21 protein-coding genes are annotated in these 24,962 nt (G+C 71.0%); 4 read left to right on the top strand and 17 right to left on the bottom strand.

Going from position 1 to position 24,962, the window contains the following annotated elements:
- Nucleotides 1-375: 375 nt before the first annotated feature.
- The 3 genes from CW362_RS12970 to CW362_RS12980 form a co-directional block, all read right to left on the bottom strand.
- On the bottom strand, nt 376-3,876 hold the full coding sequence (locus CW362_RS12970; RefSeq protein ID WP_103549579.1) for a WD40 domain-containing protein: 3,501 nt from the start codon (nt 3,874-3,876) through the stop codon (nt 376-378).
- Nucleotides 3,877-4,087: 211 nt separating this feature from the next.
- Complete coding sequence (locus CW362_RS12975; protein ID WP_103549580.1) at nt 4,088-5,416, bottom strand: class I SAM-dependent RNA methyltransferase; 1,329 nt, start codon at nt 5,414-5,416, stop codon at nt 4,088-4,090.
- Nucleotides 5,417-5,545: 129 nt separating this feature from the next.
- Nucleotides 5,546-7,594: an APC family permease gene (locus CW362_RS12980; RefSeq protein WP_103549581.1), complete on the bottom strand. Its 2,049-nt coding sequence runs from the start codon at nt 7,592-7,594 to the stop codon at nt 5,546-5,548.
- Nucleotides 7,595-8,027: 433 nt separating this feature from the next.
- Here CW362_RS12980 and CW362_RS12985 point away from each other — a divergent pair, with 433 nt between their 5' ends.
- Together CW362_RS12985 and CW362_RS12990 are read left to right on the top strand one after the other, a co-directional pair.
- Nucleotides 8,028-8,699: a potassium channel family protein gene (locus tag CW362_RS12985; protein WP_103549582.1), complete on the top strand. Its 672-nt coding sequence runs from the start codon at nt 8,028-8,030 to the stop codon at nt 8,697-8,699.
- The gene (locus CW362_RS12990; RefSeq protein WP_103549583.1) at nt 8,699-9,379 is read left to right on the top strand and encodes a potassium channel family protein; all 681 of its coding nucleotides are present in this window, start codon (nt 8,699-8,701) and stop codon (nt 9,377-9,379) included. The genes CW362_RS12985 and CW362_RS12990 overlap by 1 nt, the downstream gene beginning before the upstream one ends.
- 165 nt (nt 9,380-9,544) lie before the next feature.
- Here CW362_RS12990 and CW362_RS12995 read toward each other — a convergent pair whose 3' ends face one another.
- From CW362_RS12995 to CW362_RS13030, 8 genes are all read right to left on the bottom strand, one after another.
- Nucleotides 9,545-10,312, bottom strand: a complete 768-nt coding sequence (locus CW362_RS12995) for a DUF3159 domain-containing protein (RefSeq protein ID WP_103549584.1) — start codon at nt 10,310-10,312, stop codon at nt 9,545-9,547.
- Between the two features lie 3 nt (nt 10,313-10,315).
- On the bottom strand, nt 10,316-10,714 hold the full coding sequence (locus CW362_RS13000; RefSeq protein WP_078943188.1) for an OB-fold nucleic acid binding domain-containing protein: 399 nt from the start codon (nt 10,712-10,714) through the stop codon (nt 10,316-10,318).
- Between the two features lie 238 nt (nt 10,715-10,952).
- Entirely contained in the window at nt 10,953-11,636 is a 684-nt protein-coding gene (locus CW362_RS13005) for a response regulator (protein WP_103549585.1), read from the bottom strand.
- The gene (locus CW362_RS13010; RefSeq protein ID WP_103549586.1) at nt 11,633-14,176 is read right to left on the bottom strand and encodes a sensor histidine kinase; all 2,544 of its coding nucleotides are present in this window, start codon (nt 14,174-14,176) and stop codon (nt 11,633-11,635) included. The genes CW362_RS13005 and CW362_RS13010 overlap by 4 nt, the downstream gene beginning before the upstream one ends.
- Before the next feature lie 316 nt (nt 14,177-14,492).
- A complete protein-coding gene (locus tag CW362_RS13015) occupies nt 14,493-15,713 on the bottom strand; it encodes an alginate lyase family protein (RefSeq protein ID WP_103549587.1) in 1,221 nt (406 codons plus the stop codon).
- A gap of 270 nt (nt 15,714-15,983) precedes the next feature.
- On the bottom strand, nt 15,984-16,748 hold the full coding sequence (locus tag CW362_RS13020) for a DUF3710 domain-containing protein (protein ID WP_103549588.1): 765 nt from the start codon (nt 16,746-16,748) through the stop codon (nt 15,984-15,986).
- A 1-nt stretch (nt 16,749) separates the two neighbouring features.
- A complete protein-coding gene (gene dut / locus CW362_RS13025; RefSeq protein WP_103549589.1) occupies nt 16,750-17,241 on the bottom strand; it encodes a dUTP diphosphatase in 492 nt (163 codons plus the stop codon).
- A gap of 44 nt (nt 17,242-17,285) precedes the next feature.
- A complete protein-coding gene (locus tag CW362_RS13030) occupies nt 17,286-17,870 on the bottom strand; it encodes a PaaI family thioesterase (protein WP_103549590.1) in 585 nt (194 codons plus the stop codon).
- Between the two features lie 58 nt (nt 17,871-17,928).
- On the opposite strand from CW362_RS13030, the gene CW362_RS13035 reads away from it, so the two are divergent.
- Nucleotides 17,929-18,408, top strand: a complete 480-nt coding sequence (locus CW362_RS13035) for a DUF3093 domain-containing protein (protein WP_103549591.1) — start codon at nt 17,929-17,931, stop codon at nt 18,406-18,408.
- A gap of 101 nt (nt 18,409-18,509) precedes the next feature.
- Here the strand turns inward: CW362_RS13035 and CW362_RS13040 are convergent, their stop codons facing one another.
- The 4 genes from CW362_RS13040 to CW362_RS13055 all read right to left on the bottom strand — a co-directional run bounded on the left by CW362_RS13040 (nt 18,510) and on the right by CW362_RS13055 (nt 22,020).
- A complete protein-coding gene (locus CW362_RS13040) occupies nt 18,510-19,424 on the bottom strand; it encodes a hypothetical protein (RefSeq protein WP_167455613.1) in 915 nt (304 codons plus the stop codon).
- Nucleotides 19,425-19,437: 13 nt separating this feature from the next.
- Entirely contained in the window at nt 19,438-19,734 is a 297-nt protein-coding gene (locus CW362_RS13045) for a DUF4193 domain-containing protein (RefSeq protein ID WP_003997302.1), read from the bottom strand.
- Between the two features lie 393 nt (nt 19,735-20,127).
- Nucleotides 20,128-21,360 carry a sensor histidine kinase gene (locus CW362_RS13050; protein ID WP_103549593.1) on the bottom strand — a complete coding sequence of 411 codons (1,233 nt, stop codon included), beginning with the start codon at nt 21,358-21,360 and terminating at the stop codon, nt 20,128-20,130.
- Nucleotides 21,361-21,366: 6 nt separating this feature from the next.
- On the bottom strand, nt 21,367-22,020 hold the full coding sequence (locus CW362_RS13055) for a response regulator transcription factor (RefSeq protein ID WP_103549594.1): 654 nt from the start codon (nt 22,018-22,020) through the stop codon (nt 21,367-21,369).
- 413 nt (nt 22,021-22,433) lie between these two features.
- Here CW362_RS13055 and CW362_RS43750 point away from each other — a divergent pair, with 413 nt between their 5' ends.
- A complete protein-coding gene (locus CW362_RS43750) occupies nt 22,434-22,607 on the top strand; it encodes a hypothetical protein (RefSeq protein ID WP_167455614.1) in 174 nt (57 codons plus the stop codon).
- A gap of 144 nt (nt 22,608-22,751) precedes the next feature.
- Here the strand turns inward: CW362_RS43750 and CW362_RS13060 are convergent, their stop codons facing one another.
- Both CW362_RS13060 and CW362_RS13065 read right to left on the bottom strand, forming a co-directional pair.
- Nucleotides 22,752-23,567, bottom strand: a complete 816-nt coding sequence (locus CW362_RS13060; protein WP_103549595.1) for an inositol monophosphatase family protein — start codon at nt 23,565-23,567, stop codon at nt 22,752-22,754.
- Between the two features lie 8 nt (nt 23,568-23,575).
- A complete protein-coding gene (locus CW362_RS13065; RefSeq protein WP_103549596.1) occupies nt 23,576-24,703 on the bottom strand; it encodes a ferrochelatase in 1,128 nt (375 codons plus the stop codon).
- Nucleotides 24,704-24,962 lie beyond the last annotated feature (259 nt).

Consider the following 24,962-nt stretch of genomic DNA (forward strand, 5'->3'; position numbering starts at 1 on the left):
TCGTCGCCCTCGACCACGCCTTCGTCCTGCTGACCCTGCTGTGCCTCACCACCGCCGCGGCCGCCGGAGTCCTGCGCACCGGATCCGACCGCGCACCCCATGACGAGATGGCCCCCACCAGCGGCTGACCGCCGGTGCGGCACGGTCCTGACCCCCGTGCCGCACCGGCCGTGCCGGTGTCGTGCTGCCCCTCGATCTCCCCGTCCGTGACGTGCTGCCCCGCGCGCGACGGGCGGAGGAGCCGGGGCTCGATCGGATCCGGGTGGTGGAAGACCTCGGCCGGCGCGGCGACCTCGCCGGGACCGGGAACGGACGCTCAGGGGATCAGCGACGGACTTCATGGCCGCACGAACGGATCAACGGCCTCCAGCCGCATCAGGCGACTACGTACTCGAAGGCGAACAACCCCGCCGTCGTACCCGCGAACAACGCTCGGCCGTCCGCGGACCAGGAACACGACCACACGGCACTGTCGGTGCGCATCATGGTCAGGACCTCGCCGCTCGAGGGGGCGTGGATCCGTATGGTCTCGTCCGCGCCGCCGGTGGCGAGGCAGGATCCGTCGGGGCTGAAGGCGACCGCGCGCACCGGCCCGCGATGACCGTTCAGCATGCGCACCATGACCCCGGTGGACGGGTCCCAGATCCGCACCGTCGTATCGCTGCTGCCGGTGGCCAGGCGGGAGCCGTCCGGGCTGAACGCCACCGAGTGCAGCTGGTCGGTGTGGCCGACCAGGGTGCGAACCACCTCGCCGGTGGACGGGTCCCAGATCCGCACCGTCGTGTCGTGACTGGCGGTGGCCAGGAACGTGCCGTCGGGGCTGAAGGCGACCGCGCGCACCGGCCCGCGATGACCGTTCAGCATGCGCACCCTGGCCCCGGTGGACGGGTCCCAGATCCGCACCGTCGTATCGCTGCTGCCGGTGGCCAGGCGGGAGCCGTCCGGGCTGAACGCCACCGAGTGCAGCTGGTCGGTGCGTCCCCGCAGGGTGCGGACCGTCTCGCCGGTGGCCATGTCCCACAACCGAAGTGTCTTGTCGCTGCTGCTGGTCGCCAGACGGGCGCCGTCCGGGCTGAACGCCACCGCCAGCACCGCGCCCTGGTGTCCCCGCAGGGTGCGTGTGATCTCGCCGGTGACGGGGTCCCAGATCGGCACGACGGTGTCGCGATTGCTGCTGACGAGGCAGGAGCCGTCCGGGCTGGAGACGACCGCGCGCAACTGGTCGGTGCGGCCGGTCAGCGCTACCGGTGTGCCGCTGGACGTCGGGTCCCACGCCAGGGCGATGCGATCGTTTCCGCCGGTGACAAGGCGAGCGCCGTCCGGGCCGAAAGCCACAGCGAGCACCGCCCCTCGATGCCCGGTCAGGGTGTGCACCGCCTGGCCGGTGCCGGTGTCCCAGATCCGCACCACGGCGATATGGCTGCCGGTGGCCAGGCGGGAGCCGTCCGGGCTGAAGCTCGCGGCCCGCACCACCCCCGACAGATCGTGTACGCCCTCCACTCCACCGGGCCCCCAGATCCGCAGTGTGCGGTCATTGCTACAGGTCAGCATGCGGGAACCGTCAGGGGCGAACGCCAGCGCGCGCACCGGCCCGCTGTGTCCGGTCAGCACGCGCGACGCCCGGAGACCGGTGGCCGGCCCGTCTCCCGACCTGTCGGGACCGAGGGGCACGACGTCCCAGATCCGTACGGTCGCATCCGCACCGCCACTGGCCAGGAGCGAGCCGTCCGGACCGAACGCCACCACGGACACGAGGCCCCCGTGACCAGTCGCCGTGTGCAGCATCTCGCCGGTCGCCGGATCCCAGATCCGCACCGTCGTGTCACTGCTGCCGGTGGCCAGGAGAGAGCCGTCCGGGCTGAACGCCACAGCGACGACCGGCCCGTCGTGCCCCCTCACGGTGCGCATCGCCTGACCGGTGGCCGCGTCCCAGATCCGCACGGTCGCGTCACGGCCGCCGGTGGCCAGCAAACGGCCGTCGGGGCTGAAGGCCACGGCGCGTACCGGCCCGTGGTGGCCGGTCAGAGTGTGAAGGGCCTCCCCTGTGACGGAACTCCACATCCGTACGGTCGTGTCCCGACTGCCAGTGGCGATGCGGGCACCGTCCGGGCTGTACGCCACCGCGTGGATCGGCCCGCGGTGGCCGGTCAGGGTGCGCATCAGGGCGGGGTCGGGCAGGTCCGGAGGAGGCCAGCGGTCGAGGAGGGCGGGAGTGCCGGCGGGAAGCGGGCGGGCGGGCCAGTGCGGAGCGCCGGTGATGCGGCTGCGCAGGACCGTGTCGAGGGCGTGCGGCGGGGTGGTGGGGGTGAGCAGGTGGGCGGCTTGGGCCAGTTGGCGGGCGAGAGGCCGGGCCGGAACTCCCAGGAGGTCGAGATCGCGCCAGGGGGCGGTGGGACCACGCTGATGCAGGCGCGTGCGGATCCACCGGAAATCCCCTGCGAGGGTGAGTGCCTGTGTGGAACGGCGAGCGTCGAGGAAGTGCTCGACGAGATGGTCCAGCAGGTAGCCGACCGTGACCCGCCACCACGGCACCGCTCCGTCCTCGGCTGCGGGCAGGGAGGCCGCGACGGCGTCGAGCAGAGCGGCGTTCGCGTTGCTCAGCCCCGCGGGACCCAGTTCCGTACGCAGGTAGTCGCGGACGACGTCGTGGACGGTGACGGCTCCGCCGGCCACGGTGGTCTGGATGCCGAGCAGCGACAGGTCGGCCATCTGCTTGCACAGGGCGCGGGTGGCGGTCTCGTCGAGGTTGCCGGTGGCGTGCCACAGCGTCGCCACAAGGTCGATGGGCACACTCTCGTCCTCGGCGAACACCCCGAGTTCGTTGAAGCGCTGCTCGGCCTGCTCGTGCGGCAGGAGCGTCGAGGCGGCGCGGATGCTGGCCCGTACGGCGGTATTGCGCTGGTCGGGGTTGTCGAGGTCGAGGGTGCCGTCGGGGTCCTGGACGGCGGGACCGTCAGCGCGCAGCCGCCGCAGGAGCGTTCCGGCTGCGGCGGTCGGATCCGCTCCGGTGGCTATCTGATCGGCAAGGAACTTGTTCGCGATGCCCAGCAACAGCGCCCACCGTCCCGTCGCCTCGACCAGTTCCTCCACCGCCTCGCGCCGCGGTGGGGCGGGGAGCCGGTGGGTGAGCAGGAGCCGGGCCTGCTCCACCGTCATACGGTCGACTTCGATCCGCACCGCGGCGGCCGGGAGCACATCGGCCCTGCGCGTGGTCACCAACCGGACACAGGACCGCTCGGCACCCCGCAGGAACGGGGTGAGCTGCTCTCGTTCCCAGACGTCGTCGATGATGAGCAGGGTGCGCGGCCGCCCCGCGAGGAGCGTGCCGAGGTGGGCTCCGGCGCGCTCGGGGTCCGAACCGCTCTCGGTGGTATCGCCGGTGATCAGGCGGGTTTCCTCCGCGACCTTCGCGGCGACGGCCGCACGGCCGCGCACCTCCCGCCCCATGGTGATCAGGTGAACACCACCCGGGAACCGGCGCTGCACCGAACGCTGGGCGGCCACGTATCTCGCCAGACTGGTCTTGCCGAACCCGCCGGCCCCGTGCAACCCAGCCGTGATCGCCACCGGATCGCTGTTCCCCCAACGCCCGGTACGCCTGCGGACGGCCTTGATGACGGCGGCCGCTTCGTCTCGGTCCACCCACCACTCCGGCACCTCGGGCGGCGCCGGACGACCGGTCGCAGCCGACGCCGCGCCAGGGACCGCCCGTAAGGAGACCGCCAGAGCGACCAGTCCCGCCACCGAGCCGAAGACACTCGCCACCGGATCGGCGACACCCCAGCCATCACGCGCCGTCGTCACCAGCAGCCACACCACGGCCGCCACGCATACGGCGATCAGAGCACGTGTCCCCCAGCGTCCCCGTGATCCCATGGGCCCTGATCATTCCCTCTGACCCCGGATCGACGCCAGTCCCTCGCCACCGGACAACTGGCCTGTGCCGTTCCACAGCACCCCGGCGAACAATCGCCCAGCCGACCGCGGCCGCCGCTCCTTCCGGATACGGCCGACCGTCACTCCTTCCGGATACGGCCCCTCGTCGCTCCGGTCGGCGTACGACCTGCCGTGCGGCGGTCGGCGAAGGTCAGGAGCCCTTCGCGGCCGGTTCGAGGATCGCCACGCACTCCACGTGGTGCGTCATCGGGAACAGGTCGAACGCACGCAGCGTCCGCACCTTGTAGCCGCCGTCGCGGAAGTACGCCAGGTCGCGGGCGAGGGCCGCCGGGTCGCAGGCCACGTACGCGATGCGGCGCGCGCCCAGGGACGACAGGTGTTCGACCGTCTTCTTGCCGGCGCCCGCCCGGGGCGGGTCGAGGACGATGATGTCGACCTCGGTGATGCCGGTGCGCGGGAGGACCGCCTCGACCTTGCCCTGTTCGATGCGGACGCGGTCGAAGCCGGCGAGGTTGTGCCGGGCGTCCTCCACCGCGCGCTTGCCCGACTCGATGCCGAGGACCGCGCCCTGGTCGCCCAGGCGGTCGGCGAGGGCGCCCGCGAAGAGGCCGACACCGCAGTAGAGGTCCAGGGCCATCTCGCCCTTGCGGGGCAGCAGGCCCTGCATGACGGCCTTGACCAGCGTGTCGGCGGCCATCGGGTGGACCTGCCAGAAGCCGCCGCTGCCGACCCGGTGGGTACGGCCGTCGGCGCGCTCGCGCACGAACGCGCGGCCGTGGACGCGGTGGATGCCGCCGTCCTTCTCCTCGACGCGCATCACGGAGACCGGCTTGTCGAGTTCGACGAGGGGCAGACGGGCGCCGGGCCGGGGCTCCAGGATCACCATGCGGTCCTGGGAGCCGGTCGCGGCGATCGCCTCGACGGCCTCCATACCGGACCAGTCGCGCTCCTCGATGCCGAGTTCGGTGACGCCCGGGGCGGCGATCATGCAGCGCTCGATGGGCTCGACCTCGTGCGAGCGGTGGCGGCGCAGGCCGGCGTTGCCGTCCGGGTCGATGGCGTACTGGACGCGCGTGCGCCACTGCGGGACCTCGCCGGCGGGCAGCTTGTCGCCCTCGGCGGGCATCACCGTGCCGTCCCAGCCGGCCTCCTCGGGCGTGAGGCCCGCGAGGCGCTGCAACTGCTCGGCGATGACCTCGCCCTTGAGACGGCGCTGGGCGCCGGGCTTGGCGTGCTGCCAGTCGCAGCCGCCGCAGCGGCCGGGGCCCGCGTACGGGCAGGGCGCCTCGACGCGGTCCTTGGAGGCGTCGATGATCCGCACGGCGTCGGCGCGCAGGAACCGCGCCCCCTCCTCGCCCTCGGTCACCCGGGCGACGACGCGCTCACCGGGCAGCGCGTGCCGGACGAAGAGGACCTGGCCCTCGTCGGTCCGGGCGATGCAGTGCCCGCCGTGCGCCACGGGGCCGATCTCGACCTCGTACTCGTCCCCCACCAGCGACTTCTTCGGTTCTGCCTGCATGGTGGGGTGACTCCAGATGAGAGGGGGAAACGGCCGGAGAACACGGCCGGACAACAGCCGTCCAGTCTACGTGCTCACGGCACCGCTTCCCGCCTCGGCCATGAGCACGCGACGTGCTTCCCGCCCCCGTCAGCTCTTCTGGGTGGGCTCCTTGGGCCGCTCCTGGGCCGGTCCGCGGCGCACCGCGCCCGGAGCGTTCCAGTCCTGGCGCTTGCGGGCGCGCAGCTTCGCGGCCTCGGACGACTCCAGCTGGTAGGGCACGGAGGTCACCATGACACCCGGGGTGAACAGCAGACGGCCCTTGAGGCGCAGGGCGCTCTGGTTGTGCAGCAGGTGCTCGTACCAGTGGCCGACGACGTACTCGGGGATGATCACGGAGACCGCGTCGCGCGGCGACTCCTTGCGCAGGCCCTTCACGTACTCGATGACCGGGCGGGTGATCTCGCGGTAGGGCGAGTCGAGGACCTTGAGCGGTACGTCGATGCCGCGCCGCTCCCACTCGTCGCGCAGGGTCTTCGTCTCGGCCGGGTCCACGTTGACGCTGAGCGCTTCGAGCGTGTCGGAGCGCAGCAGCTTGGCGTAGGCGAGGGCGCGCAGCGCAGGCCGGTGGATCTTGGAGACCAGGACGACGGAGTGGACGCGGGAGGGGCGGACGCTGTCGTCGGTCGGCCCCTCGGGGGCGGCCAGCTCCTCCGCGACGCGGTCGTAGTGCTTACGGATCGCGGTCATCGTCGCGTAGAAGATCACCATGCCGAGCAGGGCGACCCAGGCGCCGTGGGTGAACTTGGTGACGAGGACGACGACCAGGACAAGCCCGGTGAAGAAGGCGCCGAAGGCGTTGATCGCGCGCGAGCGGATCATGTGGGTGCGCTTGGCCTGGTCGGTCTCACTGGCCAGGTGGCGGTTCCAGTGGCGGACCATGCCGGTCTGGCTGAGAGTGAAGGAGACGAAGACGCCGACGATGTACAGCTGGATCAGCCGGGTCGAGTCGGCCCCGTAGATGATCACGAGCATGCTCGCGGCGCCGGCCAGGAGCACGATGCCGTTCGAGAAGGCCAGGCGGTCGCCGCGGGTGTGGAGCTGGCGCGGCAGGTAGCGGTCCTGGGCGAGGATCGAACCGAGCAGCGGGAAGCCGTTGTACGCGGTGTTCGCGGCCAGGAACAGGACGAGGGCGGTGGCGGCGGCGAGCAGGATGAACAGGAAGCTGCCCTTGCCGAACACGGCCTCGGCGACCTGGGAGATCACCGGGTTCTGGACGTAATCGGCACCGACGGCCACACCGTTGTGGATCAGGTCCGTGGCCGGATTCTCGGCCATGCGCACCTTGGTGGTCATGGCCAGGGCGATGATGCCGCAGAACATGGTGACGGCGAGCAGGCCCATCGCGGCGAGCGTGGTCGCGGCGTTCTTCGACTTGGGCTTGCGGAAGGCCGGGACGCCGTTGGAGATGGCCTCGACGCCGGTGAGCGCCGCACAGCCGGAGGAGAAGGCGCGCAGCAGCAGGAAGACGAGCGCGAAGCCCGCGAGCCCCTGGTGCTCGGCCTTGATGTGGTACTCGGCGGTCGGCGCCAGCATGGTGTCGCCGAGCACGAGTCCGCGGAAGGCACCCCAGGCGATCATGATGAAGACGCCGGCGACGAAGACGTAGGTCGGGATCGCGAAGAGCTTTCCGGACTCCTTGACCCCGCGCAGGTTCATCAGCGTGAGCAGCACGATGACGGCGACCGCGCAGAACACCTTGTGCTCCACCACGAACGGCACCGCCGAGCCGAGGTTCTCGATGCCGGAGGCGATGGAGACGGCGACGGTGAGGACGTAGTCGACGAGCAGCGCGCTGGCGACGGTGAGGCCGGCCCGTGGACCGAGGTTGGTGGTGGCGACCTCGTAGTCACCGCCGCCGCTCGGGTAGGCGTGCACGTTCTGCCGGTAGGACGCGACCACCGTGAACATCAGCACGACGACCGCGACCGCGATCCAGGGGCTGAAGTGGTAGGCCGACACGCCCGCGATGGAGAGGACCAGCAGCACTTCCCCGGGCGCGTACGCCACGGAGGAGAGCGGGTCGGATGCGAAAACGGGGAGGGCGATGCGCTTCGGCAGAAGCGTTTCCCCCAGCCGGTCGCTGCGCAGTGCGCGCCCGATGAGGATCCGCTTGGGCACGTCGGTCAGTTTGGACACAACAGGGAATCGTAAGGGTTCGAACTGGCAATCGCCCACCCGCCGCCCCTCTTCGGCCCGTCGTCTGCTCTCCGGGTGAAAACGGGGCGGACTCCGCTGCGGATTCCGCAGCCCCGGAGATCCACGTGTCTATATGACAAAACCCCACCCCCGACCGCCCCGGAGGACCCGTGCACCTGACCGCTGAGCTCATCGGCGCCGCCGTCGCGCTGGCCGGCCTCGGAATCCTGACCCTCGCGAGTGTTCGCAGCATCACACGGCGCTGAATCCCCCGCGCCTGCGGCCTTTCACCGCCGGGCCACGGACGTTCCGCGAAAAAGGCACAGGCGAACCTGGGCAACGATGCCCCCGGCCGACCGTGCGTGTGTAGCTTGGGCGGCGGTCTGAGACCCTGTTTAGCCTGAGCCGTAACCATTCATGCGGAAGGACGGTCGTGCACATCGTCATCATGGGCTGCGGAAGAGTAGGTTCCGCTCTTGCCCAGAACCTGGAGCAACAGGGGCACACGGTCGCCGTGATCGACCAGGACCCCACCGCCTTTAGGCGGCTGGGCTCCGGGTTCGGCGGCCGTCGTGTCACCGGAGTCGGCTTCGACCAGGACACCCTGCGCGAGGCGGGCATCGAGGAGGCCGGTGCGTTCGCGGCGGTCTCCAGCGGTGACAACTCGAACATCATCGCCGCCCGCGTGGCCCGCGAGATGTTCGGCGTCGAGAACGTCGCCGCCCGCATCTACGATCCGCGTCGCGCCGAGGTCTACCAGCGCCTCGGCATCCCGACCGTCGCCACCGTCCGCTGGACGGCCGACCAGATGCTCCGCCGGCTGCTGCCCTCGGGCGCCGAGCCGCTGTGGCGCGACCCCACGGGCGGTGTGCAGCTCGCCGAGGTGCACACCTCCGTCGCGTGGGTGGGCCACAAGATCAGCCGCCTCCAGGACGAGACGGGCGTGCGCGTCGCCTTCCTCACCCGGCTGGGCGAGGCGATCCTGCCCAGCTCGCAGACGGTGCTGCAGGAGGGCGATCTGGTGCACGTGATGATGCGCACCGACGAGGTGGACAAGGTCGAGGCGGCGTTCGCCAAGGGCCCTGAAGGGGAGGCGGGGCACTGATGAGAGTCGCCATTGCCGGTGCCGGTGCCGTGGGCCGCTCGATCGCGGGCGAACTGCTGGAGAACGGCCACGAGATCCTGCTGATCGACAAGGCGCCGACCGCCATCTCGGTCGAGCGCGTCCCGCAGGCGGAGTGGCTGCTCGCCGACGCCTGCGAGATCACCTCCCTGGACGAGGCCGCGCTACAGCGCTGCAACGTGGTCATCGCGGCCACCGGTGACGACAAGGTCAACCTCGTGGTCTCGCTGCTCGCGAAGACCGAGTACGGGGTCCCGCGCGTCGTCGCCCGCGTGAACAACCCCAAGAACGAGTGGCTGTTCAACGAGTCCTGGGGCGTGGACGTCGCCGTCTCCACCCCGCGCCTGATGTCGGCACTCGTGGAGGAGGCGGTGAGCGTCGGCGACCTGGTACGGCTGCTGCGCTTCAGCCACGGCGACGCCAACCTCGTCGAGCTGACCCTGCCGCCGGAGTCCGCCCTGGCCGGCACGACCGTCGGTGACGTCGCGTGGCCGGAGGACACCTCGCTGGTGACCATCATCCGCGGCACCCGTGTCCTGACCCCCTCCCGGGAGGACTCCCTGGAGGCGGGCGACGAACTCCTCTTCGTGGCCGCCCAGGCCCGTGAGGAACAGCTCGAGGACCTGCTGTCGGTGCGCCGCGACACGAGCACGACGCCCTAGCCGTTGCCTCCCCGCCGACGGCACGGCCGTCGGCGGGGAGGCCCCGCGCTGTCGTACGACGAAGGGGGCGCCCGGAGAATCCTCCGGGCGCCCCCTTCGTCGTACGACAGGTGCGCCGCAGGCGCAGGACGCTTCCTGCTCAGCCGCCCTCGGCCGGGGCCGGACTCACGCCTCTCGGCGGTGCCGGGCCGGGGCCGGGGCGTCGCCGCGCTCCTTCGCGAGGGTGGCCTTGCGCTCCTTCTCCGCCTGCTCCTCGGCCTCCATCTCCGCGAACACGTCGATGGGCGGCGGAGCCTTGGCCAGGAAGACCCAGGTGAGCCAGACGGCGAGCAGGAAGGGCGGGATCTTCAGGGCGATCAGGACCCAGCCGAACTGGGTGGTGTCGCCCCACCAGTAGAGCGGGAAGAGCACGGCGCACTTGGCGAGCAGGATCAGGCCCCAGGCCCAACTTGCCTTCGCGTACGCCTTCTTGCGGCCGGGGTTGCGGGTGCGCCAGGAGAGGTTCTCCTTGAAGACCGGACCGAGCATCAGGCCGATCAGGGGAACGCCCGCGAGGGTGGTCACGATGTAGGCGACGGCGAGCCCGAGCGTGTACAGCATGCCCGGAAGGTAGAAGTCCTTCGCGTTGCCCGTCATCATCGCGAAGACCACGCCGAAGGCGACGCCGAAGACACCGCTGAAGGCGTGCTTCACGGTGTCGCGCCGCACCAGGCGGACCACGACCAGCAGCAGGGACACGGCGAGGGCGGCGATCGCCGACCAGTGCAGGTCCTTGTTGATCGTGAAGATGGTGACGAAGAGCAGGCCCGGCACCACGGTTTCGACCATGCCCCGCACGCCGCCGAACGCCTCGAAGAGTGCGGCCTCGGTCACCGCCCGTGCATCGTCCTGGGCGTCCTGGGCGTCTTCGGTCGGCTTGTCGAGCGACGTCACCGGCTACTCCCGTCCGAGGGGTCTGAGTTCGTACTTCGGATTGAACAACACCCTACGGCCCCGGCTCATCGAGATACGGCCCGAGGCGATCAGCTTGCGTCCGGGCTCGATGCCGACGATGGAACGGCGGCCGAGCCAGACCACGTCCAGGGCGGCCGAGCCGTCGAACAGCTCGGCCTCCAGGGCCGGGACACCGGCCCTCGGCCGCAGAGTGACCGTGCGCAAGGTACCAGTAACCGTGACTATCTGCCGGTCGTGGCAGTCACCGATACGGGTGCAGCCCGCGGTCGCCGTGTCCTCCCGCAGCTCCTCGGACTCCAGGTCCTCCTGGGACGAGGAGAGCCGGTCCATCATGCGCCGGAAGCGGCCCGCCGGCTTTTCTGAACGAGGAACAGCACTCATACCGAAAGCGTACCGGGGGGTGCTGACAGCTTCGTACCCGCGGCACCGCCGCCTCAACCGGCCGCGGACTCCGCCCGATCGGGCGACCGCGCCACCCCGGGGACAGGCACGCGCACCGTTTCGCGCACCGACGCACCCGTCGTCACCCGGCCCGCACGCGCCACCCGGACCGCTCGCGCCGCTCGGGTCACCCGGCTCCCGCGGCGGCCCGGACGGACACCGGCGGATCATGCCCGCGTCACCGTTCGAACCTGTATCCCATCCCCGGCTCGGTGATGAAGTGCTTCGGGTGCGAAGGGTCCACCTCCAGCTTGCGGCGCAGCTGGGCCATGTAGACCCGCAGATAGTTCGTCTCCGTCCCGTAGGACGGTCCCCAGACCTCCTGGAGCAGCTGCTTCTGGCCGACGAGCCGGCCCGTGTTGCGCACCAGCACGTCCAGCAGATGCCACTCCGTGGGGGTGAGCCGGACGTCCCGCCCGTCACGGTGCACCTTCTTCGCCGCCAGGTCGACGGTGAACCCCGCCGTCTCCACGATCACGTCGTCCTCACCGCCCCCGGTGGGCTCCGCACGGCGGACGGCGGCGCGCAGCCGGGCGAGCAGTTCGTCCATGCCGAAGGGCTTGGTGACGTAGTCGTCGGCGCCCGCGTCGAGGGCCTCGACCTTCTCGTCGGAGGAGTGGCGGGCGGACAGCACCAGGATCGGCACCCGGGTCCAGCCGCGCAGCCCTTTGATCACCTCGACGCCGTCCATGTCCGGCAGGCCGAGGTCGAGCACGACGACGTCGGGGTGGCGGGCGGCGGCGAGCTGGAGCGCGGTGGCTCCGTCGGAGGCCGCGTCGACGTCGTACTTGCGTGCCTTCAGGTTGATCACGAGGGCTCGGGTGATCTGCGGTTCGTCGTCGACCACGAGGACCCGGGTCATGAAGCCTGCCTTTCTGCGACTGCTGCTCGGGCGGCCGGGGCGGGCCGGCGGCCCGCCGCCCGCACCGTGAGCACCATGGTGAGTCCGCCGCCGGGGGTGTCCTCGGCGTTGAGGGTGCCGCCCATCGCCTCGGCGAAGCCGCGGGCGACCGCGAGGCCGAGGCCCACTCCGGTGCCGCGCGGGGCGTCCCCGTAGCGCTGGAAGGGCGCGAATATGCGGTCCTTGGCCTCGTCGGGGACGCCGGGGCCCCGGTCCACCACGCGCACCTCCACCCGGTCGGCGATGGCGCTCGCGGCGACCAGGACCCGTTCGTCGAAGGGGCTGTACTTGACCGCGTTCTCGACGAGGTTGGCGACGGCGCGCTCCAGGAGTCCGGCGTCGACGGCGACCATCGGCAGGCTCTCCGGGATCTCCAGGTCCACGCTGCCCTCGGGGACACCGCCGAGCGCCATCGGGACGACCTCGTCGAGGTCGATCTCCCGGATCAGCGGGGCGACCGTGCCGGTCTGGAGCCGGGACATGTCCAGCAGGTTGCCCACCAGGTGGTCGAGGCGGTCGGCGCCGTCCTCGATGCCTTCCAGGAGCTCGGCGCTGTCCTCCTCGGACCAGGCCACGTCGTCGGAGCGCAGGGACGAGACCGCCGCCTTGATCCCGGCGAGGGGGGTGCGCAGGTCGTGGCTCACGGCAGCCAGCAGGGCGGTGCGGATGCGGTTGCCCTCGGCCAGTTCCTTGGCCTGGTCCGCCTCGTGCTGGAGGCGCTGGCGGTCCAGGACCACCACGGCCTGCGCGGCGAAGGCAGCCAGCACCCGGCGGTCGGAGGCGGGCAGCACCCGTCCGGACAGGGCGAGCGCCATGTGGTCGCCGACCGGCATGTCGACGTCGGCGTCCTCGGGGCGGGTCGCGGGCGCCGGTCCGGCGCTGCCCGCGCACGTCCACGGGTCGACGTCGCCCGCGCGCTCCAGCAGCGCGACCGATTCCATCCCGAAGGTCTCCCGGACGCGCTCCAGCAGGGCTTCCAGGCTGGTCTCCCCGCGCAGCACGCTGCCGGCGAGGAAGGAGAGGATCTCCGACTCGGCTCTCAGCCGCGCCGCCTGGTGGGTACGGCGGGCCGCCAGGTCCACCACCGACGCCACGGAGACGGCGACACCCACGAAGACCACGATGGCGACGATGTTCTCCGGATCGGCGACGGTCAGACGGTGCAGGGGCGGTGTGTAGAAGTAGTTCAGCAGCAGCGAGCCGAAGGCCGCCGAGGCGAGGGCCGGCAGGAGACCTCCGAGCAGCGCGGCCGCGACCGTCACCGCCAGGAACAGCAGCATGTCGTTGGCGAGGCCGAGGTCGATGGTGTTCAGCAGCAGGGCCATGACCACGGGGCCGCCGATGCCGACCGCCCAGCCCCAGATGATCCGGGAGCGTCCGAGCCGTGCTCCGCGCGCCACCGGCAGACCGCGCCCCTTGGCGACCTCCTCGTGGGTGACGATGTGGACGTCCAGGTCGGGGCCTGACTCCCGGGCGACGGTGGCTCCGACGCCCGGTCCGAAGACGTACTGCCAGGCCTTGCGGCGGGAGGAGCCGAGCACGATCTGGGTGGCGTTGACACCGCGCGCGAAGTCCAGCAGGGAGGCGGGGATGTCGTCGCCGACCACGTGGTGGAAGGTGCCGCCGAGGTCCTCGGCCAGCGTGCGCTGGACGGCCAGTTCGTTCGGCGAGGCGGAGGTGAGGCCGTCGCTGCGGGCGATGTAGACCGCCATGACCTCGCCGCCCGCCCCCTTCTCGGCCAGCCGCGCGGCACGCCGGATCAGCGTCCGCCCCTCCGGGCCTCCGGTCAGCCCGACGACGATCCGCTCCCGGGATCCCCAGATCCTGGAGACCTGGTGCTCGCTGCGGTACTCGGTCAGGTATTCGTCGACCCGGTCGGCGACCCACAGCAGCGCGAGCTCGCGGAGGGCCGTGAGATTGCCCGGACGGAAGTAGTTGGACAGGGCCGCGTCGACCTTGTCGGGCTTGTAGATGTTGCCGTGCGCCATCCGGCGGCGCAGCGCGGGCGGCGACATGTCGACCAGCTCGATCTGGTCCGCCCGCCGCACCACCTCGTCCGGCACGGTCTCGCGCTGCCGTACGCCCGTTATCGACTCGACGACGTCACCCAGTGACTCCAGGTGCTGGATGTTGACCGTGGAGACGACGTCGACGCCGGCGGCGAGCAGCTCCTCCACGTCCTGCCAGCGCTTGTCGTTGCGGGAGCCGGGCACATTGGTGTGGGCCAGTTCGTCCACCAGGGCGACGGCCGGGGCACGCCGGAGCACGGCCTCGACGTCCATCTCGGTGAAGACGCCACCCCGGTGCTCCAGCCCCTTGCGCGGCACCTGTTCCAGGCCGTGCAGCATCACCTCGGTGCGGGGCCGGTCATGGTGCTCGACGAACGCCACCACGCAGTCCGTCCCGCGTTCGACGCGTCGATGCGCCTCGGAGAGCATCGCGTAGGTCTTGCCCACGCCCGGTGCCGCACCGAGGTAGATCCGAAGCTTGCCGCGTCCCATGAGCCCTATTGTCTTCCCGTCACCACTGCGCACGCAGCGTCGACCTTACGGCCAGGATTCCCGGCGAAGGCGACGAACGTCCCGCCGGAGGACGTCCTTGACGCAACCCTGATGCCCCGCGCGGCCTCGCGCGGTTCCACGCGGCCCCGCGGGGCCCCGTGCGGGTGACGGTGCCACCGCCGGTGTCGGCAACGGTGCTGGTGCTGGTGACGGACTGGCTCATGTTCCCTCCCGGTGATCCCCGTGGACCGGGCGCCGACCTCCCGGCCGACGCCCGGTCCCTCATTGCTTCATCGGACGGGACCCCGGTTCCGGTTCACGAGGGATTGTCACCGTGCGTCAGCGTCTCCCACGCGACGAAGAGGTTGTTGCTGCCGGCCGGCCGGTTCTGCACGGTGAGCGCCTGGGTGTTGGCCATCGCGATGCCCAGGCGGTTGTGCAGGGCGTTGTAGCCGACCTCGGTGACCGGGCCGAGCCCGAGGTTGAGCGAACCGCCGCACAGCCAGCTGGGCACGGCCGTGCCCAGCTGGTACTTCGACTGGAAGCCGAGCGCCTGGCGCAGTCGTTCGCCGACGTCGGTGCCGTACAGGTCCTGTCCCTGGATGCGGCTGGTCTCGGCGATGTGCGAGATGGCCGAGATGCCGTACCCGGTGTGGGTGAGGTCGCGGCAGGTCTCCTGGGTGAGCCCGGTGACGAAGGTGGACTGCCCCTGCCAGTAGCCGACGATCTTCGCGGTGGTGTCGAGGTTCTGGCTCGGTACGGTCTTCGGCACGGCGCCGTCGGTGGAGAGGTAGACGTACGCCGCGGTGCGCGTCCGGAACTTCGCCATGGCCTTGTCGTACGAGGTCTTGTCCTCCAGGAAGACGGAGATGCCGACCGCGGCCTCCATCATCGACAGCTCCCAGTTCCCGTTGGAGTTGGAGCCGTTGATGATCTCGGGCAGGTAGACGTCGCGCAACATGGTCGCGAAGCGGCCGGAGTTGGCCCAGGAGCCGGTGTACGTGTACTTGATGATCTCGGCGGCCTTGGGCCAGGAAGAACCCGCCCAGCCGGTCTGCAGGGGCGCGTTGCTGTTGGTGTGGTCCTTGATCACCGCGGACCAGGCGTCCATCAGCTCGATGGCTTTCCTGGCGTACCGGTCGTCGCGCGTGACGTACCAGGCGAGGGCGTCGGTGTACGCGGCGATCGCGTCCTCGCGCTCGTCCGTGCAGCCGTAGTTGGGGTTGGAGTACGAGCCGCACTCGACGGTCGCACGGGGCGTGGGGGTGCGCGTGAGCGAGGCGTACTTGCTCGCCATCATCTGGTCGTAGGCGCCCTTCCAGGGCTGGGCGCCGGCCAGGACCTCGGTGCGGGCGAAGTCCAGCTGTCCCCTGGAGACGGTGACTCCGGGGTGGACGAAGGCGGCGGGTGCCGCGTCGGCCCGGTGCGCGCCGGGCCAGGACAGGAGGGTGCCGACGAGGGCCGCGGTCGCGGCGGCGACGGTGACGAGGAGGGCCGGGCGCCGTCTGCGGTGATGCCGAGTGGGGGTGTCGGACATGCAGAGCCATCCATTCTTGTATGTGAACCATGCACGCGGTGCTGAACATGTCGCGCTGGCCGGTGACCATAGGTACGGACCAGACTTCCGTCAAGGCCTGAAGAAAGATCTGTCACTCAGCCATCGTTCACATACGAGAACTTGGCGGGGCATGCTCCACCGAAGGCCCGGACACGGGGGCCCGAGCAGGCCCCGCGCACGGGAAAGGGCCGCATCCCTGAGGATGCGGCCCTTTCCCGTGGCCCGTCTCTTCGGCTGTCCCTCGTCCGTCTAGCGGACTTCGGTGATCTCCGGTCCGCGCTGCAACTGCCCCATGCCTCCGGAGAAGCGGGAGCCGCTCTGGTCCTCCTGCTGAACACCCTCGGGGACCATCTGCGCGTCGTTCGGCAGCTTCAGGACGATCGGATCGCGCGGGGCCATCGGGCCCTCGCCGCGGACGACGACCGTGTCCCGGAAGATCTGCTCCAGCAGGCCCGCGGCCCCCGGCTGCACCGCGCCCTGCCCGGAGATCACTCCGCGCAGGAACCAGCGCGGACCGTCCACGCCGACGAACCGCACGACCTGGAAACCGCCCGTGCCGTCCGGCAGCTGGACCGGTACCTGCGCCCGCAGTTCCCAGCCCAGCGGCCCCTCGACCTCGTCGATGACACCGCCCTGCTGGGTGATCCCGGTGGCGATCTCCTCGCGCACCTCGCCCCAGATGCCCTCGCGCTTGGGAGCGGCGAAGGCCTGGAGCTGCACGGCGCTGTCGTTGACGACGACGGTCGCCGCGACGATCGCGTCACCCGCGACCTCGACCCGCAGCTCCATGCCGTCGACCCCGGGCACGAACAGACCACCGAGGTCCACCCGGCCCTCGGCCGGGTCACGGACCTCCGAACTGTCCCAGGGCCCGTCGGGGCGCGGCTCGGGTTCGAGCCTCACGCGCTCACGCTCCGCGTCCTCGTCCGCCTCAGTGTCGACGCCGTCGACGACCTGCTCGGCCTCGCCCGCCGCGTCCTCGGCGGCACTGCCCTTCTTGCGACGTCCGAACACGTCACTGTCCTTCCCGGTCGGATACGACCGAAGCGTATCGATTCCCACCCGTTGTGCTGTCCACGACGGCATGGCCGCCGGTGGACCCGAAGCCCCCTGCGGCCCGCGCCGAGTCGGGAAGTTCCGCGACCTCGTGGAAGCGAACCTTCTCGACCTGCTGGACGACCAGTTGAGCAATCCGGTCGAAGCGCTCGAACCGCACCGACTCGCGCGGATCGAGATTCACCACGATCACCTTGATCTCCCCACGGTACCCGGCATCAACCGTCCCCGGGGCATTCACGAGGGCGACGCCGCAGCGGGCGGCGAGGCCCGACCGCGGGTGCACGAAGGCCGCGTACCCCTCGGGCAGCGCGATCGACACCCCCGTCGGCAGCACGGCCCGTTCGCCGGGCTTCAGCTCGCGGCTCTCGGTGGTGCGCAGATCGGCTCCCGCGTCACCGGGGTGCGCGTACTCGGGAAGCGGTACTTCCGGATCGACGCGGGTGATCATCACGGGGAGTTCCGGACGGGGCGCGCCGGCCCCGGGGCTGTGGCTCACGGGTTCACCTCGAAGGCACGGGCTCGCCGGATCTGGTCCGGGTCGCTCATCGCCGCGCGGATCTCCTCCGGGCGGCCGTTGTCGATGAAGTGGTCGACCTTCACCTCGACGAAGAGGGCGTCCGCGCGGACGGCGAGGGGCCCGTCGGGGCCGCCGATCCGTCCGGTGGCGGTGCAGTAGATCTTCCGGCCGGCCACCGCGGTGACCTCGGCCTCCAGATGCAGCACGGTGCCCACGGGCACGGGGCGCCGGAAGTCGGTCTCCAGGCGTCCCGTCACGGCGATCGTCCGCAGCAGCCAGTTCAGGGAGCCGAGCGTCTCGTCGAGCGCGGTGGCGAGAACTCCGCCGTGCGCGAGTCCGGGGGCGCCCTGGTGGACGGGGCGCACGGTGAACTCCGCCGTGACCTTGACTCCCTCGCCCGCGCGGGCCTCCAGATGAAGTCCGTGGGGCTGCGCTCCACCACACCCGAAACAGTGTTCGTAGTGTGCTCCGAGGAGTTCCCCGGGGGCGGGCGCGTCGGGGTGCCGCACCGGCGCGACGGCGTCGGCGGGAGGCGTCAGAGCTGCGGAAGTACCACTCACAGCCGCAGACCTTACCCGCGCGTCCACCAAGACTTCGCACCGTGCCAAGCTTGGCGTCATGCAGCTCTCCGCCTCCCCGTACGAAGAACGCCTCACCGCGCCGCGGTCGTGGTGGGTGATCAGCTTCCTGGTCGGGCTCGCGCTGGCCCTGGTCTTCCTTCCGTTCGGCACGCTGCCGATGCTCGGAGCGCTCGTCGGCGGCACCGCGGTCGCCGCGGTCGCGGCCAGCGCGTACGGCTCGATCCGCATCCGCGTGGTCGGTGACTCCCTGATCGCCGGGGACGCCCGGATCCCGGTCTCGGCCCTCGGCGGCACGGAGGTCATGGACCCGGAGGAGGCGCGCGCCTGGCGCACCTACAAGGCCGACACCCGCGCCTTCATGCTCCTGCGCTCGTACATCCCCACGGCGCTGCGCGTCCAGGTCACGGACCCCGCGGACCCGACGCCCTATCTGTACCTGTCGACACGGGAGCCGGAGCGCCTGGCCGCCGCCCTGGAGACGGCGCGGGAGTCGGCCCGGTCCGCGGAGAGCGGCTGAGGCAGCCGCCCCGGGCCCGGACGCACCACGGACGCGGGGCACGGCACGGGTCCCTCGCCTCGCGCGGGTTCCGCCCGCCGGAGCCGGCCGCGCGCACGGCCTCAGTGCCCCAGGTCCGTGGGAATCTCTCCGATCCGCACCGGATCCGTCGGCTTCTCCAGCGGTGGCAGTTCCGGGAGCGCGTCCCACGGCACCTGCATCTTGCGCAGGTCCTTGCGGACGTGGCCCGCCACGCGTCTGGTGTCGCGGCGGTTCATCACCGCCCCCACAGCCGCTCCGACCATGAACGGCATCAGATTGGGCAGGTCCCGGACCGTTCGCTTCATGATCTGCTGGCGCAGCTCGCGCTTCATCTGGCCACCCAGCGCGGCATTGATCGTCAGGGGCCTGGCCACGTCGATACCGCGCTCGCCCGACCAGGAGTGCAGGTAGGCCGTGCTGCGCTGTCTGAGGTTGCCCTGCGGACGCAGGCCGTAGACCTCGTGGAGTTCGGCGATCAGCTTCAGCTCGATCGCGGCGACGGCGGTGATCTCCGCGGCCAGCTCCGTGGGGATGGCGGGCGGCACCGGCAGCATCGCGGCAGCGCCGATCCCGGCGCCGACGGTTGACGTCGCGGCGGCGGCGCCCGCGACGAGCTTGTCCGCGATCTCCTCGGGGCCCAGGCCCGGGAACTGTCTGCGGAGGGTGGCCAGGTCCCGTACGGGAACCCGCGGGGCGATGTCGATGATGCGGTCGGTGACATACGCCAGGCCCGCCCTGGCCCGGACGCCACTCCTCGTGACGCCCCTCCTGACCCCGTCCCGGACAGCCTCCACGCGACGACGCCTCGCTGCGGTCGAGGAAGTGTCCGTGGGGGCCGTCAGGCCGTCTGTGGCGCCCGGTCGGTCGAGCGAGGCTGATCCCTGTCCGGAAGAGCCCCGCTCGTCGTCACGCACGCCTTCAGAGCCCTCGAGGAGCCCTTCGTCCGCCGCCCGGAAGGGGAAGCGGCGCTTCCAAGGTGGGGTCGAGCCGGTCACGGCCGACCCTGCCTCAGTCGCAGTCGCGGCAGATCGGCTGACCGTTCTTCTCGCGGGCCAGCTGGCTGCGGTGGTGCACCAGGAAGCAGCTCATGCAGGTGAACTCGTCCTGCTGCTTGGGCAGCACCCGGACGGCCAGCTCCTCGTTCGAGAGGTCCGCACCGGGCAGCTCCAGGCCTTCCGCGGCCTCGAACTCATCTACGTCGACGGACGAGGTCGACTTGTCGTTACGGCGAGCCTTCAGTTCTTCAAGGCTGTCCGAGTCGACGTCGTCGTCGGTCTTGCGCGGGGTGTCGTAATCCGTTGCCATTGTCGCTCTCCCCCTCTGGGTGTCTGCGGTGTCTCCAGCGCACGTAACGCGTGAGAGGCCGGACTTGTGCCCGACCCGAGGCGGAGATTTTGCCTCACATCAAGGTCTGTTACTCAATCGACACCCAACCGGACTCATGAAGAGTGATCGGCTTGGATGGCGATGCGGACCGTACACGGTCCCAAGGCTGCACTTCAAAGGCGCCCCACCGTGTACTTCCCGTGATCAGGACCCCCGAAAACCCGGATTTTCCCGGCTTTCCGGCTGTCCACATGATCACGGAGAGTAGATGGACCGAAAATCGCTTTTGTGATCGATCACACACGGGTCACTCGGATGGGTGATCCGAAAATTCCGCGCAAAGCGAACATCGCCGCGTGTCGCGACATGCTCTCAGACAGGGAGGGTGACGCGCATCACGAGCCCCCCTCCTTCACGGGGCTGGGCGACGATGTGCCCCCCGTGCGCGCGGGCCACCGACCGGACGATCGACAGGCCGAGACCCACGCCCTTGTCACTGCCCGTGCGCTCCGTGCGCAACCGCCGGAAGGGCTCGAAAAGATTGTCGACCTCGTACGCGGGAACGACCGGCCCCGTGTTCGACACCTCCAGGACCGCCCGGCCGTGCTCCGTGTCGGTCGTGACCTCCACCCAGCCGTCCTGCGGCACGTTGTACCGGACGGCGTTCTGGACGAGGTTCAGGGCGATCCGCTCCAGGAGGACGCCGTTGCCCTGGACGACCACCGGGGCCCGCCGCCCGCGGATCTCCACGCCCTTGGCCTCCGCCTCGGCGTGCACCTGGTCGATGGCCTGCGAGGCGACCTCGGCGAGGTCCACCGGTTTGCGTTCGACGATCTGGTTGTCGCTGCGGGCGAGCAGCAGCAGTCCCTCGACGAGCTGCTCGCTGCGCTCGTTCGTGGCGAGCAGCGTCTTGCCGAGCTGCTGCATCTCCGAGGGCACCCCGGGGCCCGAGAGGTGCACCTCCAGGAGCGTGCGGTTGATCGCGAGGGGCGTGCGCAGTTCGTGCGAGGCGTTGCCGACGAACCGCTGCTGGGCGGTGAAGGCCCGCTGCAACCGCTCCAGCATGTCGTCGAAGGTGTCCGCGAGCTCCTTCAGCTCGTCGTCCGGGCCGTCCAGCTCGATCCGCCGGGACAGGTCGGAGCCGGCCACCGCGCGCGCGGTGCGGGTGATGTGGCCGAGCGGCGAGAGGACGCGGCCCGCCATCGCGTAGCCGAACGCGAAGGCGATGACCGCGAGGCCGAGCAGGGCCAGCAGGGAGCGGCTGAGCAGGTCGTCGAGGGCGTGCTGGCGCTGCTGGTTCACGCAGGCGGCCATCGCGCTGTTGAGCTCGTCCGCGGACGGCTCCCTCGGGAGATTGCAGGTACTGCTGCCGACCTGCCCGGAAATGATCTTGAAGGGGAGTTCGCTGCCGACGTTCAGCGCCTGGGCCGCGAGCAGGTAGATGATCGACAGCAGCATGATGCCGGCGATCAGGAACATGCCGCCGTACAGCAGCGTGAGCCGTATGCGGATGGTGGGGCGCAGCCAGGGGAAGGGCGGCTCCGCCCTTCTCGGGTCCCAGGTGGGCTTCGGAGGCGCCGCGGGCGGCGCGGGGGTGGTGGTCACGGCGGATCAGATCCTGTAACCGGAGCCGGGCACGGTGACGATCACGGCGGGCTCGCCGAGCTTGCGGCGCAGCGTCATGACGGTCACGCGCACGACGTTCGTGAACGGGTCCGTGTTCTCGTCCCAGGCCTTCTCCAGGAGCTGCTCCGCGGAGACCACGGCGCCCTCGCTGCGCAGCAGCACCTCCAGGACGGCGAACTCCTTGGGGGCGAGCTGGACCTCCTTGCCGTCGCGGAAGACCTCACGGCGATTGGGGTCGAGCTTGATCCCGGCACGTTCCAGGACCGGCGGCAGCGGCACGCTCGTACGGCGTCCGAGGGCACGCACGCGCGCGGTCAGCTCGCTGAACGCGAACGGCTTGGGGAGGTAGTCGTCGGCACCGATCTCCAGGCCCTCGACACGGTCGCTGACGTCGCCGGACGCGGTCAGCATCAGCACGCGCGTGGGCATGCCGAGTTCGACGATCTTCCGGCAGACGTCGTCGCCGTGCACGAGCGGGAGGTCGCGGTCGAGGACGACCACGTCGTAGTCGTTGACCCCGATGCGCTCGAGCGCGGCCGCGCCGTCGTACACGACGTCGACGGCCATGGCCTCCCGGCGCAGTCCGGTGGCCACCGCATCGGCGAGCAGCTGCTCGTCCTCGACGACGAGTACACGCACGTCGCTTGTCCTTCCTCTGTCCACCGGCGGGGGCGCGTTCGAGCGCACCACGCAGGCAGGTCCGTCACGGGTGAGAGCTCCATCCTGCCCGTTTCGGCCATAAACCGGCTGTAAGGCAAGGGAGGCCCGAGGAGGCGTGCCCGGAGGACCGGGAAGGCGGGATTTTCTCGTCGGGTGAGGTTTCCGCGCTGGAGAGCTGGGGGAGGACGGCTTTACACCCCGCGATCACGCTCTGCATGTGGCAAGCCACATTGTGGTACGTCCAACGCTTCCGCAGGGCGGGCGTGGGTGTCCGGCACCGTCGCCGCCCAGCCCGGGCAGCGCTGGGCACCCCATTCGGAGACGTGATCGCCCCTTTCCATCGGCACACCCCCGTGCCACCCGACCCACGACCCAGGACGAGGGGGCGCAGCATGGACGCTTTCACCACAGGACTTCTGCAGCGCATAAGGACGACCGAGTCCGACCTGACGCGGGCTCGCGAGACAGGCGACGACTTCCTCGCGGAGGTCGAGCAGGCCGAGCTGGACGACCTGCACCGCCTTGCCGCGGAGCACGGTGTGGAGGTCGGCGCCACACGCGTCTGATCAGCACGTGAACGAGAGCGGGGCCCCGGTGTCGATCCAGCACCGGGGCCCCGTTCCGTTGTCGCGCTCCGCCGTCGCACGTCCTGGCTGTCGCGCGTCCTGGCCGACGGCCGTCCGCCGTCGGCCGTTCCTCCGGGCGGGCCGTCAGTCGTGCCAGGCGCCGAAGTCCTCCAGAAGCCGCTGGAGGGGCTCGAAGACGCCGGGGGAGGCAGCCACCGCGAGCTCACCCGTGGGGCGCTCTCCGGGGCGTCCACCGGTCACCGCACCCGCTTCCCGGGCGATCAGGTCCCCCGCCGCGAGGTCCCAGGGGTGCAGACCGCGCTCGTAGTAGCCGTCGAGACGGCCGGCCGCGACGTCGCACAGGTCGATCGCCGCCGAGCCGGAGCGCCGGATGTCGCGCACCAGCGGGATCAGTCGCTGGGCCACGTCGGCCTGGTGGGTCTTGACCGCGGTGACGTAGTTGAAGCCGGTCGAGACGAGGGCCTGGTCGAGCGGCGGGGACGGGCGGCAGGCCAGCCGGCGTTCGCCGACCCATGCCCCGGAGGCCCGGGCACCCCGGCCGCGGACCGCGTGGTACGTCTCGCCGCGCATGGGCGCGGCCACCACGCCGACGACGGTCTCGCCGTCCTGCTGGGCCGCGATGGACACCGCCCAGGTCGGCAGCCCGTACAGGTAGTTGACCGTGCCGTCGAGCGGGTCGACGATCCACCGCACCCCGCTGGTGCCCTCGGTGGCGGCGCCCTCCTCGCCGAGGAGGCCGTCGTGGGGGCGGTGCTCGGCGATCAGCGCGGTGATCAGCTTCTCGGCGGCGAGGTCCATCTCGGTGACGACGTCGATCGGACTGGACTTGGTGGCGGCGACCGCGAGGTCCGCCGGGCGGCCGTCGCGCAGCAGCTCGCCGGCGCGGCGGGCGGCCTCGTGCGCGAGCTGGAGGAGTTCGGTGTGCAGGGGGTCGGTCACGTGGCTCCTCATGCGTAGGGACTGTCGGTGCCCGCGGCGGCGGGCTTGGGCGTGCGGGCCGGGCAGCAGCCCACGGGGCACAGGTCGTGACTCGCGCCCAGCGCGCCCAGGGCACACCGTGTCACCCGGCGGCCGCTCTCGGCCGCGGCGCGCTCCAGCACCAGATCACGGACCGCCGCGGCGAACCGGGGATCGGAGCCCACCGTGGCCGAACGGCGCACCGGCAGCCCCAGCTCCTCCGCCTTCACCCGCGCCTCGGTGTCCAGGTCGTACAGGACCTCCATGTGGTCCGAGACGAACCCGATCGGCACCATCACCGCCGCCGGGGCCCCCGCCCCGTGCAGCTCCTCCAGGTGGTCGCAGACGTCCGGCTCCAGCCACGGGACGTGCGGGGCCCCGGAGCGCGACTGGTACACGAGCTTCCACGGGCGGTCGGTGCCGGTCTCCTCGCGCACCGCCTCCGCGATCAGCCGGGCCACGTCCAGATGCTGCCGGACGTACGCGCCGCCGTCCCCGTGCCCCTCGGCCGGGCCGGAGGTGTCCGCCGCGGCGACCGGGATCGAGTGCGTGGTGAACACCAGGTGCGCGCCCTCCCGGACCTCCTCGGGCAGCTCGGCGAGCGACCTCAGGACGCCCTCGGTCATCGGCTCCACGAACCCGGGATGGTTGAAGTAGTGCCGCAGCTTGTCGACCCGCGGCAGCCCGAGCCCCTCCCCCTCCAGCACGGCCAGGGCCCCCGCCAGATCCTCTCGGTACTGACGGCAGCCCGAGTACGAGGCGTACGCGCTGGTGGCCAGCACCAGGATCCTGCGCCGCCCGTCCGCGGCCATCTCGCGCAGGGTGTCGGTGAGGTACGGCGCCCAGTTGCGGTTGCCCCAGTAGACCGGCAGGTCCAGACCGTGCTCGGCGAAGTCCTTGCGCAGCGCGTCGAGCAGGGTGCGGTTCTGGTCGTTGATGGGACTGATCCCGTCGAACAGGAAGTAGTGCTGCCCGACCTCCTTGAGCCGTTCCTTCGGGATACCCCTGCCCCGCGTCACGTTCTCCAGGAACGGGACCACTTCGTCCGGGCCTTCCGGACCGCCGAAGGAGAGCAGGAGCAGGGCGTCGTAGGGGGTGGCATCGAGCGCTTCTGGCATGTGTCCGATCCTGCCACCCGTCACCGGCGGTCGAGAACCGGCGGGGCGGCGGGCGGGCGACGGCGGCGCGGCGCACGGCTGTCGCCCGACCTGGACGGACACGGCCCGCACCCGGCGGCGGGACGGACACGGGGGCCGCATCGGGGGGCTGTATTAGGGTTACCTAACCAGTAAGCTGTATAGGCCAGCTACATGCCTTACCGATGTTCGGGCCGCCCGCCGTGCCGGGGAGGGGCCCGGCCGAGCCGAGCCGACGGAG

Source organism: Streptomyces populi, from assembly GCF_002911015.1.
GTDB classification, from domain to species: Bacteria; Actinomycetota; Actinomycetes; order Streptomycetales; family Streptomycetaceae; genus Streptomyces; species Streptomyces populi.

What these genes read in the sequence shown, in the direction of transcription:
- CW362_RS12970 (WP_103549579.1), bottom strand. Translation starts at nt 3,876, where the DNA reads ATGGGATCACGGGGACGCTGGGGGACACGTGCTCTGATCGCCGTATGC.
- CW362_RS12975 (WP_103549580.1), bottom strand. Translation starts at nt 5,416, where the DNA reads ATGCAGGCAGAACCGAAGAAGTCGCTGGTGGGGGACGAGTACGAGGTC.
- CW362_RS12990 (WP_103549583.1), top strand. Translation starts at nt 8,699, where the DNA reads ATGAGAGTCGCCATTGCCGGTGCCGGTGCCGTGGGCCGCTCGATCGCG.
- CW362_RS13000 (WP_078943188.1), bottom strand. Translation starts at nt 10,714, where the DNA reads ATGAGTGCTGTTCCTCGTTCAGAAAAGCCGGCGGGCCGCTTCCGGCGC.
- CW362_RS13005 (WP_103549585.1), bottom strand. Translation starts at nt 11,636, where the DNA reads ATGACCCGGGTCCTCGTGGTCGACGACGAACCGCAGATCACCCGAGCC.
- CW362_RS13010 (WP_103549586.1), bottom strand. Translation starts at nt 14,176, where the DNA reads ATGGGACGCGGCAAGCTTCGGATCTACCTCGGTGCGGCACCGGGCGTG.
- CW362_RS13015 (WP_103549587.1), bottom strand. Translation starts at nt 15,713, where the DNA reads ATGTCCGACACCCCCACTCGGCATCACCGCAGACGGCGCCCGGCCCTC.
- dut (WP_103549589.1), bottom strand. Translation starts at nt 17,241, where the DNA reads ATGATCACCCGCGTCGATCCGGAAGTACCGCTTCCCGAGTACGCGCAC.
- CW362_RS13035 (WP_103549591.1), top strand. Translation starts at nt 17,929, where the DNA reads ATGCAGCTCTCCGCCTCCCCGTACGAAGAACGCCTCACCGCGCCGCGG.
- CW362_RS13045 (WP_003997302.1), bottom strand. Translation starts at nt 19,734, where the DNA reads ATGGCAACGGATTACGACACCCCGCGCAAGACCGACGACGACGTCGAC.
- CW362_RS43750 (WP_167455614.1), top strand. Translation starts at nt 22,434, where the DNA reads ATGGACGCTTTCACCACAGGACTTCTGCAGCGCATAAGGACGACCGAG.
- CW362_RS13065 (WP_103549596.1), bottom strand. Translation starts at nt 24,703, where the DNA reads ATGCCAGAAGCGCTCGATGCCACCCCCTACGACGCCCTGCTCCTGCTC.